This window comes from Plantactinospora sp. CA-294935, from assembly GCF_050936445.1.
GTDB lineage: Bacteria > Actinomycetota > Actinomycetes > Mycobacteriales > Micromonosporaceae > Plantactinospora.
The window spans coordinates 1310771-1323981 of the sequence record NZ_JBNJMU010000001.1; the positions used below are offsets into that span (position 1 = coordinate 1310771).

Annotated in this window: 13 protein-coding genes and 1 pseudogene; 8 read left to right on the top strand and 6 right to left on the bottom strand. The window is 72.7% G+C overall.

The window, feature by feature from the left end; translation table 11 throughout:
- Positions 1 to 171: 171 nt before the first annotated feature.
- The 4 genes from ACQEVC_RS05930 to ACQEVC_RS05945 all read left to right on the top strand — a co-directional run bounded on the left by ACQEVC_RS05930 (position 172) and on the right by ACQEVC_RS05945 (position 2737).
- Positions 172 to 483 (top strand): DivIVA domain-containing protein, encoded by a 312-nt coding sequence (locus tag ACQEVC_RS05930; RefSeq protein WP_432874034.1) that lies wholly within the window; start codon positions 172 to 174, stop codon positions 481 to 483.
- Positions 480 to 785, top strand: coding sequence for a hypothetical protein (locus ACQEVC_RS05935; RefSeq protein WP_432874035.1), 306 nt, complete (start codon positions 480 to 482; stop codon positions 783 to 785). Before ACQEVC_RS05930 ends, ACQEVC_RS05935 begins: the two co-directional genes overlap by 4 nt.
- A 342-nt stretch (positions 786 to 1127) precedes the next feature.
- A complete protein-coding gene (locus ACQEVC_RS05940; protein WP_432874037.1) occupies positions 1128 to 2456 on the top strand; it encodes a hypothetical protein in 1329 nt (442 codons plus the stop codon).
- Positions 2453 to 2737 (top strand): hypothetical protein, encoded by a 285-nt coding sequence (locus ACQEVC_RS05945; protein WP_432874038.1) that lies wholly within the window; start codon positions 2453 to 2455, stop codon positions 2735 to 2737. Before ACQEVC_RS05940 ends, ACQEVC_RS05945 begins: the two co-directional genes overlap by 4 nt.
- A 6-nt stretch (positions 2738 to 2743) precedes the next feature.
- Here the strand turns inward: ACQEVC_RS05945 and ACQEVC_RS05950 are convergent.
- The 6 genes and pseudogenes from ACQEVC_RS05950 to ACQEVC_RS05975 all read right to left on the bottom strand — a co-directional run bounded on the left by ACQEVC_RS05950 (position 2744) and on the right by ACQEVC_RS05975 (position 8261).
- Positions 2744 to 4478 (bottom strand): annotated as a pseudogene (locus ACQEVC_RS05950) (alpha-keto acid decarboxylase family protein).
- 171 nt (positions 4479 to 4649) lie between these two features.
- Positions 4650 to 4970 (bottom strand): DUF1416 domain-containing protein, encoded by a 321-nt coding sequence (locus ACQEVC_RS05955; RefSeq protein ID WP_432874040.1) that lies wholly within the window; start codon positions 4968 to 4970, stop codon positions 4650 to 4652.
- A 5-nt stretch (positions 4971 to 4975) separates the two neighbouring features.
- Positions 4976 to 5824, bottom strand: coding sequence for a sulfurtransferase (locus ACQEVC_RS05960; protein ID WP_432874042.1), 849 nt, complete (start codon positions 5822 to 5824; stop codon positions 4976 to 4978).
- 175 nt (positions 5825 to 5999) lie between these two features.
- Complete coding sequence (locus ACQEVC_RS05965; protein ID WP_311202345.1) at positions 6000 to 6077, bottom strand: Ms5788A family Cys-rich leader peptide; 78 nt, start codon at positions 6075 to 6077, stop codon at positions 6000 to 6002.
- Between the two features lie 87 nt (positions 6078 to 6164).
- Positions 6165 to 6977, bottom strand: a complete 813-nt coding sequence (locus ACQEVC_RS05970) for an LmeA family phospholipid-binding protein (protein ID WP_432874043.1) — start codon at positions 6975 to 6977, stop codon at positions 6165 to 6167.
- A gap of 147 nt (positions 6978 to 7124) precedes the next feature.
- A complete protein-coding gene (locus ACQEVC_RS05975) occupies positions 7125 to 8261 on the bottom strand; it encodes a hypothetical protein (RefSeq protein ID WP_432874045.1) in 1137 nt (378 codons plus the stop codon).
- Between the two features lie 268 nt (positions 8262 to 8529).
- Between ACQEVC_RS05975 and ACQEVC_RS05980 the strand changes: the two genes are divergently transcribed.
- The 4 genes from ACQEVC_RS05980 to pstS all read left to right on the top strand — a co-directional run bounded on the left by ACQEVC_RS05980 (position 8530) and on the right by pstS (position 13167).
- Entirely contained in the window at positions 8530 to 9243 is a 714-nt protein-coding gene (locus ACQEVC_RS05980) for a winged helix-turn-helix transcriptional regulator (protein WP_107257554.1), read from the top strand.
- A gap of 234 nt (positions 9244 to 9477) precedes the next feature.
- Positions 9478 to 10599 (top strand): polysaccharide deacetylase family protein, encoded by a 1122-nt coding sequence (locus ACQEVC_RS05985; protein ID WP_432874046.1) that lies wholly within the window; start codon positions 9478 to 9480, stop codon positions 10597 to 10599.
- Positions 10600 to 10645: 46 nt separating this feature from the next.
- Positions 10646 to 11686 (top strand): mycothiol synthase, encoded by a 1041-nt coding sequence (gene mshD, locus ACQEVC_RS05990; protein ID WP_432874047.1) that lies wholly within the window; start codon positions 10646 to 10648, stop codon positions 11684 to 11686.
- Between the two features lie 377 nt (positions 11687 to 12063).
- The gene (gene pstS / locus ACQEVC_RS05995) at positions 12064 to 13167 is read left to right on the top strand and encodes a phosphate ABC transporter substrate-binding protein PstS (protein WP_432891062.1); all 1104 of its coding nucleotides are present in this window, start codon (positions 12064 to 12066) and stop codon (positions 13165 to 13167) included.
- Positions 13168 to 13211: the final 44 nt, after the last annotated feature.

The following is a 13211-nucleotide window of genomic DNA, read 5'->3' on the forward strand; positions in this document are numbered from 1 at the left end:
TTCGACGTTTTTGGTGTGGACGTTGACGTCCGCGTTTCCGCACATAAGTTGTCAGCGAGCACTCCTCGTGTGGCAGCTAGGAGCGCTCCTCCCCAGGTCGGGGCGGGTAACGAGAGGAAGGAATCGCCCGTCCCGGCCCGCCCCACCTCCACCCGTCGGAAGGTGCTCCGCATGCGCAGACTGTTCCGATTCCTCGTCCCGGCCTCACCGCCGCCGACCATCCGGACCGGGCCACCGAACGCGGGCAGGCACTATCCGCCCGTCGCCTACCCGCCGCTGACCGCCGGCCAGATCCGCTTCCAACGATTTTCCGGCGTCCGGCGCGGACTCGATCCGGAAGAGGTGCGAACCTTCCTCTACCGGGTCGCGGACGAGTTCGCCGAGGTCCGGGCCGAGCTCGCCCGGACGCGCACCGAGAACAACCGGATCAGGTCCGCCCTGCGCGACTGGCAGGCCCACTATCGGCGGGCGGGCCGGGTATGAGCCGGGAGACCGCCGTCGCCGACGACGGGCCGGCAACCGGCAAACCCCGCCAGCGGTACGTCGTCCATCTCACCATCACCAGCACAGACCTGCCGGCGGCGGAACTGCTGGCCCGTACCCTCGCCCGGTCGCTGCGCTTCCTGCCCGACCTCGTCCCCGGCGAGACAAGTGTCGCCCTGGCCGGCGATCCGGCAACCCGGCACCCGGTCTTCTGCGACCGGCCGCTCGGCGGCGGCGACCGGTGCCCACTGCGGGCCGGGCACATCAACGACTGCCGGCGGATCGACCCCGATGACCGCTGAGCCCGCCCCGGCACCGGCCGTCCCGTGTACCACCTGCGACGGTACGACGTTCACCATCGACCAGTGCCGCTGCCGGGACGGCGACGGCGGTTTCCTGGTCGACCGGGTACTTCCGGCCGGGCTGCCCTGGCCGGACTGCGAAGTCTGTGCCGGGCAGGGCAGCGTGGCCCGCGCCTGCCTGACCTGCGAGGGGCGGGGCCGGCAGCGCGCCCAACTCGTCGTCACGGTCGCCGACCCGGAAACCGGAGCGGTGGCCTCGGCGAACGTCGTACCCGATCGGTCGAGCCGACCCGCTGCCCCGGCGGTGGCTGGCGGATCGCGCTCGCTCCGCTGCTCGCCGAGTTGGCCGACCGTGCCGGGACCGCGCCGGAGACCCTCCGCGAGGTCTTCGACCCGGACCGGCCAGCCGACGCGGAGGGCCAGCTCAGCGTGCCACTCGACCCCGGCTGGCACCCCAGGCTGGCCGCCAGCGACCGGTACGACCTCGAAGGCCGGGCACTGGCCCGCCGCGCGTACGCACCGTGGCTGGTCTTCCTCGGCCACCGTGACCCGGTCGACCCGGACAGCTACCTTCGCGGCCTCGATGGACGACGCGACCTGAGCGGACAACTCGACCGGCTGTGTCGGCTGGCCGACCGGCTCTGCCTGGACCTGGTCGTGGAGGCCCGCGCCATCGCAACCTGCGCGCCGAGCTGGGTGATCCGGTTCGAGGTACCCGGCTCGGCCGTGCCGGAGCAGCCGCACGGAAGCCACCCCGACCTGCCCACGGCCGTCGCCCGCACCACCGTCGCCGACGCATGGCACGACTTCGCCGAACGTGGCCGGACCGCCCCTGCCCACTTCGTCGATCCGCCGCTGCCCGACCCGGATTCGACTCCCTTCGAGCCGGTCGACGTCGACCAGCTCGAACGCCGGATCCTGCGCGACTGCGCGGACGCACCGGGTGCCCAGGCGGTATGGCGCGACGGCCGGTGGCGGCACACCCGGCTGCGGGCCGAGCCCGAAACTGAGCGGCTCACCGAACTGGAAACCGGTCAGGTTGCCCGTTGGCACCGGACGACGCTGGCCCGGAACTGGGAGCCGCCGGCACCGAGCTGGCTCGGGCCGCCGATTCCGCACACCCGCTGCCCCGGGTGCCGGGGCAGCGGCACCCGGGAGTGGCTGTTGCCCTGCCACACCTGTCGAGGTGGCCGACGGATCCACCACGGGGCGGTGCTCACCGTCACCGACCTGGCCGACCGGGTAGTACACCTGAACTGGCGTCCGGAGGCCGCCCCGGTGCGGGTGGTCGGCAGCGAACCCGCCGGGCTACCGGTGGTCCAGCTCCCCGAGCGCTACCGGGTCGGCACCTGGGCGGCCACCTTCGGGGTACGTCCCGAAGAGCTGCACGATCCCGGAACCGGGCGCGCTCTCGACCAGGACCTGCTGGACGGTGTCGTCACACTGTCCGATCCGGACGGTGACCCGGTCGAGGCGTACCTCGCGGCGGTCGCTCGGGGCCGTCCGGCCGCCCGGGTCGTCGTCTCCGCTGCCGGCCGGGACGTGCCGCCTCTACCCCGACTCGCCCGGCTGGTCTGCGGGCTCGGCCTCGTCCTCCAGGTCACCGTCGCCGATCACCGGCACGACGCCGGCGCGATCCCCGGCTCGCCCACGGGCTGCGCTGGCAGGTGACCGCCGTAGCCCCGGACGCCCCGCTCGATCCCGCCACGGTTCCGCTCGACCGCAGCCTCTCCGAGGCGGTCGCGAACTGCCTACGCCAGCTCGCCGGCACCCTGCACCGCAGTCTGCCGGCGTCTCCGGATTTCCCGATCCGGGTACCGCAGCAGCCGGTGCCGCCCGCCGAGCCCCTCGACCCGACCCGGCAGCTCCTCGACCTCGCCGCCCGGCATCCTAGGCGGCCGGTCACCGCCCGACTCGGGCGTACGGGGTGCCGGGTGCACGTGCCAGAGTGATCGGGATCATTGGTCCGGCGGGCCCCGCCAGGAGAGCCGGGGTTCCTCGCCCAGCGTCGTCTGGTAGTCGATCGCCGTCGTCTCCCGGCCCCACTGCGGCATCCCGACCGGCAGGTCCAGCCGGTCGAGGATCACCTCTACCACGGTCGGCCGATCCGGTACGCCGCCCAGCCCGGCCAGTACCCGGGCCAACTCCCCCTCGGTACTGACCAGGTGCGAGTCGACCGCTACCTGCCGGGTGAAGACGCCTGGTAGGTCGGTGTACCGCCAGTTGTCGATGTCGTTGTACGGCTGGTGCCGCCCGTCGACGGCCCGCTCCACCGTGTAGCCGGCGTTGTTGAGCACGAAGATGAGCGGTCGCTGACCGGTGGCGATCATCCGGCTGATCTCCTGGGCGGTCAGTTGCAGCGAACCGTCCCCGGTGATCAGCACGACCCGCCGCTCCGGTGCCGCCGTCCCCGCCCCGAACGCGGCCGGTACGGCGTACCCGATCGCCCCCCCACAGCGGCGCCTGTACGCAGACCGCGCTCCTCGGCAGCCGGATCGACGCGACCCCGAACGACGGCGTACCGGTCTCCGGCACCACGATGTCACCTTCGGCAAGCATCGCCGAGATCGCCGGCCAGAGCCGGGCCTGGGTGATCGGCGCGTTGCCGGCCGGGTCGAGCCGCGCTGCCGGCGGCCGGCCCGGATCGGGCGCGGTCGCCCAGTCGACGGCGCGGACCGGCCCGATGGTGTGCAGCCGGGCCAGCGCGGCGGCCGGGGCGACCGGTTCGAAGAGCCGCCCGCCCACCGAACTCGCCCGTCGGCCGATCGAGATGATCCGGGCCGGATCCAGGTCGGCGGTGAACAGCCCGTCCCAGTCGAAGAACTTGGTACCGACGCAGACCAGCACGTCGGCCTCCTCGATGATCCGCCGCACCGGCTCGACGCTGTCCCCGCCGTTGTAGACGCCGACGTAGTTCGGGCCGGTCTCGTCGACCAGCCCCCGGCCGAGGCCCTGGGTGGCGGCCGGCCAGTGCCGGTCGGCGAGCAGCGCGGCGATCTCGGCGCCGAGGCCGTACCGGACGGCCAGGTTGCCGACCAGCAGGGCCGGGCAGGTGGCGCCGTTCAGCAGCCGCTGGGCGGCGGCGTCGAAGGCGTCGAGCTGCTCGGGAGCGTTGACCTGAGCCGGCCGGTCGAACCGCCGGGGCGGCTTCGGGACCGGCTGCCGGGCGACGTCTCCGGGCAGCCGCAGGTAGACCGGGCGCTGCTGGGTCCAGCACTCCCGCAGCACCCGGTCGATCTCCACGGTGGCGTTGCCGGCGGTGAGGGTGGCCTGCGCGACCGTCACCTCCCGGGCGACCCGGACCCACCGGTCGAAGTCGCCGTCCCCGAGCGAGTGGTGCATGGCGGCCCGCCGGTCCATGATCTCCGTCGTCGGGCCGCCGACGATCGAGACGATCGGCACCGACTCGGCCATCGCGCCGGCCAGGCCGTTGACCACGGACAGCTCGCCGGGGCCGAAGGTGGTGACGATCGCGGAGATGCCGGCCAGCCGGGCGTACCCGTCGGCGGCGTACGCCGCGTTCACCTCGTTGCAGCTTCCGACCCACTCGATGTCCGGAAACGCCTCCACCTGGTCGAGGAACTCCATGTTGTAGTCGCCGGGCAGCCCGAAGATGTGCCGTACCCCGAGGTCGTGCAGCCGGCAGAGCAGAAACTCGCCCACCGTGGTGGTCTCGGCCGAGTTCTCCGGCATGACGTCCCCCATCGACCGTTCAGCCCGTTTCCCGGCCCTGCGGGTTCCCGCTCCGGCCCGTCGCACACCTCGACCGTCGTACGCCCCGGGGGCACGTCGGCACAGGCAGAGGTCCCGCGATCGGAGCGGATCGGCGGGACCCCTGCGTGCTGTCAGCGGTGGTGCGGGGAATCAGGCGACGGTGACGGCCACCTCGTTGATGCCCCGGCCGGCGGTGACCGAGAGGTCGCCGTTGCCGTGCCGGGAGAGCGCCCGCAGCGTCCAGGTGCCCGGTGCGGCGAAGAACCGGAACTGCCCGGCCGGCGAGGTGACCACCTCGGCGGTGAACTCGCCGGTGGAGTCGAGCAGCCGGACGTACGCCCCGGGAACGGCCTCGCCGTTCTCGGCGCTGACGATCCCGGTGATGACGGTTTCCTTCTCCAGGTCCAGGCTCGCCGGCAGCGGAGCCGCCTGGTCGGGCGCCGCGCAGCCGGCGGCGATCGGAGCGGTCATGGTGCTCACGCCTCCCCCGGCTCGTCGCCGAGCGCCACCGGCACGCCCACCAGCGAGCCGTACTCGGTCCAGGATCCGTCGTAGTTCTTCACGTTCTGGTGCCCGAGCAGCTCCTTGAGCACGAACCAGGTGTGCGAGGAGCGCTCGCCGATCCGGCAGTAGGCGATGGTGTCCTTGCTGCCGTCCAGCCCCGCCTCGCCGTAGATCCTGCGCAGGTCGTCGTCGGACTTGAAGGTGCCGTCCTCGTTGGCAGCCTTCGACCACGGCACGCCGATCGCGGTCGGGATGTGCCCGGCCCGCTGCGCCTGCTCCTGCGGCAGGTGCGCCGGGGCGAGCAGCCGGCCGGCGTACTCGTCGGGGGAGCGCACGTCGACCAGGTTCTTGCTGCCGATCGCGGCGACCGCCTCGTCGCGGAAGGCCCGGATCGACAGGTCCGGCTCCTGCGCGGTGTACTGCGTGGCGGGGCGGGAGACCTGGTCGGTGACGAGCGGACGGGCGTCCAGCTCCCACTTCTTGCGGCCGCCGTCGAGCAGCTTGACGTCGCGGTGCCCGTAGAGCTTGAAGTACCAGTACGCGTAGGCGGCGAACCAGTTGTTGTTGCCGCCGTAGAGCACCACGACGTCGTCGTTGGAGATGCCGCGCTCGGAGAGCAGCGCCTCGAACTGCGCCTTGTTCACGAAGTCCCGACGTACCGGGTCCTGGAGGTCGGTCTTCCAGTCGAGCTTGATCGCACCGGCGATGTGCCCGCCGTCGTACGCGGTGGTGTCCTCGTCGACCTCGACGAAGACCACGCCGGGAGTGGCGAGGTTCTTCTCGGCCCAGTCGGCCGAGACGAGTGCGGTGTCGCGACTCATCAGATCACTCCTTGGTGAGGATTTGTGTGAGCCTGCGCGTGGAGGTCGACCGATGTTGTTGTCGCATCTCACGCGCGGGACCCATGGACAGGTAGGGATCACGGGTACGTGCGACGGCGCCGCTGCCGGGCGTGAGGGGGGAAGGACTCAGAGGGTACGCAGAACAGCCCCGCCGTCAGATGACGGGGCGACACAGGCAGGTGGCCACGCGGCACAGGTCGACCGCGCGCCGTTTGGTGAGGAGCGTCCCCATGAACCGGGAGCCTACCAGCGCGACGGACTCGTCACACAGGACCAACCACGATCCGGGATCGCGCGACCCCGGATCCGGCCGCCCTGATCAGCTAACCTCGCTCAACGCCACGTCCCGGGCGCTGGCTGTGACGGCCAGTCCGGTCGGCAGTGGCCGTACCTCGTGCAGTTGCAGCGCGAACGGCAGCGGCGGCAACGGCACCCGGACCGAGAGCTGCCGGGCGAAGTTGTTGACGAAGGTCTGGATCACCGGATTGTCCGGCAGGTCGGCGGAGGTGAGCCGGTCGAAGGTGACCACGATGTCGTCGCCGTCGACGGAGACGTTCGCGGTGCCCTGCACGGTCAGCTCCTGCTCCACGATCGGCACCCGGACCGGCGCGGTCACGGCGAGCTTGCCGTCCTGCTCGCGCAGTTGGACTCCCGGCCGGTCGATCAACGCCACCACGCTGTCGTACGCGACGGTCCCGGTGCCCTGGACCGTCTTCGCGGTGACCTCGCCCTGGCCGGATCGGAGCGTGTCGAGCGACGCGGTCACGTCCCGCGCGTCGACGGTCAGCTCCGGCACCTTCACCGCGGCGTCGGTGCCCTGCACCGGCCCCTGCACGTCGCGGAGCACGACCTTGATCGAGTCGTACCGGCCGCCGAGCACCTGGGTCAGGAACGGGAAGCCGCCGACCGTCACCTCGGGAGCGGAGGACTGCACGTTCTGCCGGGAGATCTCCTGGTCGATCTGGTCCGCGACGACCCGCTCGGCGACCCCGGCGGCGACCCGGTCGGCCACCACCAGCAGCCCGGCCAGCACCAGGAGCAGGATCACCAGGATGACGAGCGCCCGACGCCCCCTGCGCCGGCGGGGCCGTTCGCCGTACGTCCCGCCGTCTGCCGGATAGCTGTCCGCCACGCCGCCCCCCAGATCCGGTGCCGTCGCACCCGCCTACCACCGTCGTCGGCACCACTATCTACCCGAACGGGCACATCTCCAACCGTCGAGGTACGCCGCCCGGTCGGGTGGCGGGAGGCGTGACTCCGCTCCGGTGCCGCCCCCTGCTCAGAGGAAGAAGACGCTCATCGCATACGCGGCCGGTGCGGCCAACGCGAAGCCGCCGAGTGGTCCCTGCATGTGCCGGGCGACCCACATCGTCGGCGGTTCGCCGGCCATCTGCCGACCCGCCTCGCCGTAGCCAACCCCCAGGTCGGCCAGGGCCGCCGCAGCCGCGGCGACCAGTCCGACCATCGCACCGCTGGTCGGGGTGAACGCCACCAGGTAGCTGCCGAGGATGCCCGCGGCGAGGGTGCCGAGCATCGCCCCGATCACCACACCGGCGGCACCGCGTGGCACCTGTGGGGCCAGACGCGGCCAGGGCAGCACCGCGTCGGTCACCCGGGCGACGGTCAGCGCCACCGCCGCCGCGGTCAGGCAGACGAAGATCGCCTGGGTACCCTTCGGGATCCGGCTGAGCACGATCAGGGTGCCGAAGGCGACCACGCCGACCACGATGAACAGGGTGGCGCCGAGCGACTCGGTCACCCGGGCCCGGTCCGCCCGGCGGACGAGCTGCCCGAGCACCCCGACGAGGAAGCCGCCCGCGGCCACGTACCCGAGGGGGGCGAGCGCGGCGATCTGCGGCAGCACGGCGGCCGCATCGGCGGCGGCCGCGACCGCCACCGCGACCCCGCCCACCAGCAGCAGGGCCGGCGGGCGCATCGCCATGGTCCAGGCGAGGACGAAGAGCAACTGCACCCCGAAGACGACCACGGCGAACGGCAGCCGGGCGCCAGGCCCGGCGGTCTGCGCCCCGAAGATCAGCCCGACGCCGAGCAGTCCGGCGAAGCCGGCGATCGCCACCGAGAGCAGCCGGCGGACCGGTACCGGCGGCAGTTCCTCCTCGCCGTCGAGTTCCTCGGGGTCCACCTCGCTGCCCTGGCGCGAGCCGTCCGTGACCCGGGCGCCGGCGCGGTGGCCGTCCGGGTTCCGGGGACCGTCGCCGGACCTGCCTCCGTCACCGTGCCGGGGACCGTCCGGCACGCGCGGACCGTCCGGCACGCGCGGGCCGTCGAAGGGGCTGCGGGCGTCCGGCCCGGCGGGGCGACCGCGCGGGTCCGGGGCGCGGTGCGGGCCGGCCGGACCGGGGCGGTTCTCCGGCCAGGAGTCGCGGCCGGTCTCCGGTGGCGTCGAGGGGTACACGCCCCGATCGTGCCAGACCGACCACCGACGCGCCGGGCCCGACGTCCCCGAACCGGAACACGATCCGGGAAACCTGCCGGTAATGACCGATCACACAACCGATGAACCGAACGTGTGAGAGCGTCCGGCGGAAGTTCCGATAAGGTTGAGCCTTACCTGCCCGTCAGTGACGCCGGGACTACCCCAACCCCCCAGCGGTCCGGAGTCCCCGCCCGAGGCCGCTGGCCACCGCGCGGCGCCCCAGGTGCCGCCGGGACGGAGGTGATGTGTGGAGATCCTGCTGCTGGTGACCGCGCGCGCAGGCGAACCGTCCGTCGTGCTGCCGGCCCTCGACCTGCTCCCCCACTCGGTGCGTACCGCCCCGCGCGATGTCCGCACCCTCGTCTCCGGGCCGAGCCCGGACGCCGTACTCGTCGACGCCCGCTCGGAACTGAGCGAGGCCCGGGCGACCTGCCGGATGCTGCACGCCACCGGGCTCGGTGTGCCGCTGGTCGCGGTGGTGACCGAGGCCGGTCTGATCGCCCTGAACGCGGACTGGGGCGTCGACGACGTGATCCTGGCCAGCGCCGGTCCGGCCGAGGTGGAGGCCCGGCTGCGACTCGCGGTCGGCCGACTCAGCAACGCGACCGCGGCGGCCGGCGGGCTGATCCGGGCCGGCGAGCTGACCATCGACCCCGACACCTACGCCGCCAAGCTGAAGGGTCGGCCGCTCGACCTGACCTACAAGGAGTTCGAGCTGCTCAAGTTCCTCGCCCAGCACCCGGGCCGGGTCTTCACCCGGGACCAGTTGCTCCGCGAGGTCTGGGGCTACGACTACTTCGGCGGCACCCGCACCGTCGACGTGCACGTACGTCGGCTGCGGGCCAAGCTCGGCTCGGAGTACGAGTCGATGATCGGCACCGTCCGGCAGGTGGGCTACAAGTTCGTCACCCCGCCGTCCCGGCCGCTGCCCGAGTCGGAGAGCGTGCCGCTGCCCGTCTGACGGAGACGTCCGACCTCGACCACGAAGGCCACCCGGTTGTGCCGGGTGGCCTTCTGGCGTACGGACCCGAAGGGCGGCTCGCAACAAATGCGAGAAACCATGAGAATTCGGGCAATAGGTACGTAGCCTTGACCGGAAACGTCCGGAGGAGGCAGAGGTGGCATCAGTGGTTCCCACGGTGGTTTTCGGTGCGGGACGGGCGGATTCCCCCGGGGCGGTCCGCTGATGCCGACCATGTCCCGCACCCACATGCTCACGGTCGCCACGCTGGTCACCGTCGCCGTACTCGGCGGCGCGTATGCGCTCGGCCACACCCTCGGCCGGCCCGGCGGGGCACTGGCCCCGCCCGAGAACCGGGCCCGGCACCAGACCGATCCGCAGTCGGACGGGGAACCGGGCCAGCGGTCGGCAGACTGGGCCGGCGGGCCGGCCGAGGGACGGGCCGACCCGGGCCAGCACGGCGGACCGGCCGAGGTGCCGGACGCTCCGGGGCTTCCGGCACCGTCGGCCAGCACGCCGCCCGGCGGCACGCCGCAGCCTGGTCCGGCCGATCCGGACCGGACCCAGCCGTACGAGCCGCAGTTGCCACCCGAGCAGGACGGACCGTACGGCGCCCGGGTCAGCACCGGCGCCCGCTACGTGGCGCTCACCTTCGACGACGGCCCCGATCCCCGGTACACCCCGCAGACCCTGGCCGTGCTGCGCGAGTACCACGTCAAGGCCACCTTCTGCCTGGTCGGCGAGAACGCCCAGGAGTACCCGGAACTGGTCCGGGAGATCGTGGCGGAGGGGCACACCCTGTGCAACCACTCCTGGCGGCACGACGTCGGGCTGGGCAGCCGGCCCAGCGCCAGCATCCGGGCCGACCTGGTACGCACCAACGAGGCGATCCGGGCCGCCGTGCCGGACGCGCGGATCGGGTATTTCCGGCAGCCCGGCGGGGCGTGGACCTCCACCGTCGTCGCGGTGGCCCGGCAGTTGGGCATGACCTCGCTGCACTGGGCGGTGGACCCGAAGGACTGGACCCGTCCCGGTGCCGGTGCCATCGCGGCGCGGGTGAGTGCCGGGGTCGCGCCCGGAGCGATCGTGCTGCTGCACGACGCCGGCGGCAACCGGCAGGGCACGGTGATCGCGCTCGAATGGCTGCTGCCCGATCTCGCCCGGCAGTACGCCCTCGCCGCGCTGCCGACCGGCCCACCGCCGATCGGCACGCCGCCCGCCAGCACGCCCCAGGGCGGCACGCCGACGCAGGGCCAGCCGGGCGGCGCGGCGCCCTCGCCCGGACAGCCGGCGCCCCCGCCCGGTGCAGAGCCGCCGGCCGGAACTCCGCCGGCCGGGCCGCCGGTGCGGTCCTGAGCCTCCGGCCGGCCGGCACCGGCACGGCGCGGGCTACGGTGAGCAGATGACCACCGAACAGCCGGCGGAGTCGCGGGTGACCAGCCTTGACAGGCTCGCGCCGGACGAGGTCGAGGCGGTACTCACCCTGGCCGGTGTGGCGGGTGCCGCCGACGGCGCCGACCCGCTCTCCGAGCACGTGACGCTGCGCCTCCGGCAGGCCGAGGCGAGCCCCGTCACCCATCTGCTCGTCCGGGGCCCGGCCGGGGCGGTGGTCGGCTACGCATACCTGGAACCGCTGGACGGGACGGCCGAGGTCTCGGCCGAACTCGTCGTACATCCGATGTGGCGCCGGCAGGGGCTCGGCCGGGCGCTGGTCGCGGCGGCGCTGGACCGGGTACCCGGAACCGGCGCGCTGCTGGTCTGGGCGCACAGCGACCATCCCTCGGCCGCCGCGCTCGCTCTCGACCTGGGGCTGCACCGGTCCCGGGTGCTGTGGCAACTGCGCCGCTCGCTGCGGGACCCGCTGCCCGAACCGAAGCTGCCGGCCGGGGTCGCGCTGCGGGCGTTCCGGCCCGGCAGCGACGACGAGGCGTGGCTGGCGGTCAACCGGCACGCCTTCGCCAGCCATCCGGAGCAGGGCCGCTGGGACCTGGCCGACCTGCGGCTGCGCCTCGCCGAGCCGTGGTTCGACCCGGCCGGCTTCCTGCTTGCCGTCGAGGAGTCGTCGGGACGGCTGCTCGGCTTCCACTGGACCAAGGTGCACGGCGGGCGGACCGAGGCGCACGGCGGGCGGACCGAGGCGCACGGCGGGCGGACCGAGGCGCACGGCGGGCCGGAACCGGCCGCCCGGGCAACGGGGACCGCGCCGATCGGCGAGGTGTACGTGCTCGGTGTCGACCCGGACAGCCACGGGCTCGGGCTCGGCCGGGCGCTCACCCTGGCCGGCCTGCACCACCTGCGCGACCGGGGGCTGACCCGGGTGATGCTCTACGTCGACGAGTCCAACACCGGCGCGATGGCGCTGTACACCCGGCTCGGCTTCGCGAACTGGCTGCGGCACGTGCGGTACCGCCGGTCACCGGAGTCGGTGCAGCACCCGGCCTGACCCGGCCGTCCCTCCGGAGTGGACGGCCGGCACCCCGCGCGGCCGTCCGGCGGCGACCGTACGGGGGACCGGCACCGTCCCGGCGGCCGACCCACACCGTCCGTACGGAGCACCGGCCACCGGCCGTCCGGTTGGCCCGGGCGGGTCACGAACCGCGCTAATAGCCCTAGATGTCGCACCGGTCCCACGGTTCACGGAACGGACATCTTACCCTCAGGATCCGGCCACCCAGCCGGCTCTCCCTGTTCACCCTGCGTTCACTCACGACCGGCGAACCGGCTACCTGGCGCTCCTAACTTCCCTACTAGCCGACCACCAGTCGGCTCCCGGGGCGGCGCCCCGGGCTTGCTTCGTACAAGGTGAAGGGAACCTTTCAGGTGAAGCTCCAGCGGCACGGCACCATTGCCTGTCTCGCTCTGGCCACGGCACTGGCAGTCAGCGCGTGCGGCTCGGACAATAACGAGCCCACCGAGCCATCGGCTTCCGGGTCCTCCGCGGCGGCCGACTGCGCCACGGGCACGATCAACGCCCAGGGTTCGTCGGCGCAGAAGAACGCGGTCGACGAGTGGCGTAAGGCATACCAGCAGAAGTGCACCGGCTCGACCATCAACTACGAACCGAGCGGTTCCGGTGCGGGCATCCAGGCCTTCATCGCCGGCACCGCGGACTTTGCCGGCTCGGACTCGGCCCTCAAGGACGACGAGCAGCCGAAGGCCGACGCCAAGTGCCCCGGCGGCAAGGCCATCCACCTGCCGATGGTGATCGGTCCGGTCGCGGTCGTCTACAACGTGGACGGCCTGGACAACCTCCAGCTCAAGCCGGCCACCCTCGCCAAGATCTTCGCGGGCAAGGTCACCAAGTGGGACGACGCCGCGATCAAGGCTGACAACCCGGGTGCGACCCTGCCGTCGACCACGATCCAGACCGTGCACCGCTCGGACGAGTCGGGCACCACGGACAACTTCACCGACTTCCTGGCCAAGACCGCCGAGGCCGACTGGACCTTCGGCAAGGGCAAGGCCTGGAAGGCGCCGGGCGGCACCGGTGCGGCCAAGTCGGACGGCGTGGCCAGCGCGGTCAAGCAGGCCAAGGGCAGCATCAGCTACGTCGAGATGTCGTACGCCGAGAACGGCGGCCTCAAGATGGCCAAGATCGGCAACGGGGCCGGCGAGTACGCCGAGCTGACCCCCGAGTCGGCCGGTAAGACCATCGCCGGTGCGCAGGTCACCGGCCAGGGCGAAGACCTGAAGATGTCGATCGACTTCAACACCAAGGAGGCCGGGGCGTACCCGATCGTCCTGGTGACCTACGAGATCGTCTGCTCCAAGGGCCTCGCCGCCGACAAGCTGGCGCTGGTCAAGGGCTTCCTGAGCTACGCCGCCAGCACCGAGGGGCAGGCCGACCTGACCGAGCTGGGCTACGCCCCGCTGCCGGAGACGGTCCGCGCCAAGGTCGAGGCGTCGGTCAAGGCTCTCGCCTGATCTCCAAATAGATCATCCTCATAACTTCGTCAACGGAGCGAGCG

What these genes read in the sequence shown, in the direction of transcription:
- ACQEVC_RS05960 (WP_432874042.1), bottom strand. Translation starts at nt 5,824, where the DNA reads ATGAGTCGCGACACCGCACTCGTCTCGGCCGACTGGGCCGAGAAGAAC.
- ACQEVC_RS05965 (WP_311202345.1), bottom strand. Translation starts at nt 6,077, where the DNA reads ATGGGGACGCTCCTCACCAAACGGCGCGCGGTCGACCTGTGCCGCGTG.
- ACQEVC_RS05935 (WP_432874035.1), top strand. Translation starts at nt 480, where the DNA reads ATGAGCCGGGAGACCGCCGTCGCCGACGACGGGCCGGCAACCGGCAAA.
- ACQEVC_RS05930 (WP_432874034.1), top strand. Translation starts at nt 172, where the DNA reads ATGCGCAGACTGTTCCGATTCCTCGTCCCGGCCTCACCGCCGCCGACC.
- mshD (WP_432874047.1), top strand. Translation starts at nt 10,646, where the DNA reads ATGACCACCGAACAGCCGGCGGAGTCGCGGGTGACCAGCCTTGACAGG.
- ACQEVC_RS05985 (WP_432874046.1), top strand. Translation starts at nt 9,478, where the DNA reads ATGTCCCGCACCCACATGCTCACGGTCGCCACGCTGGTCACCGTCGCC.
- ACQEVC_RS05955 (WP_432874040.1), bottom strand. Translation starts at nt 4,970, where the DNA reads ATGACCGCTCCGATCGCCGCCGGCTGCGCGGCGCCCGACCAGGCGGCT.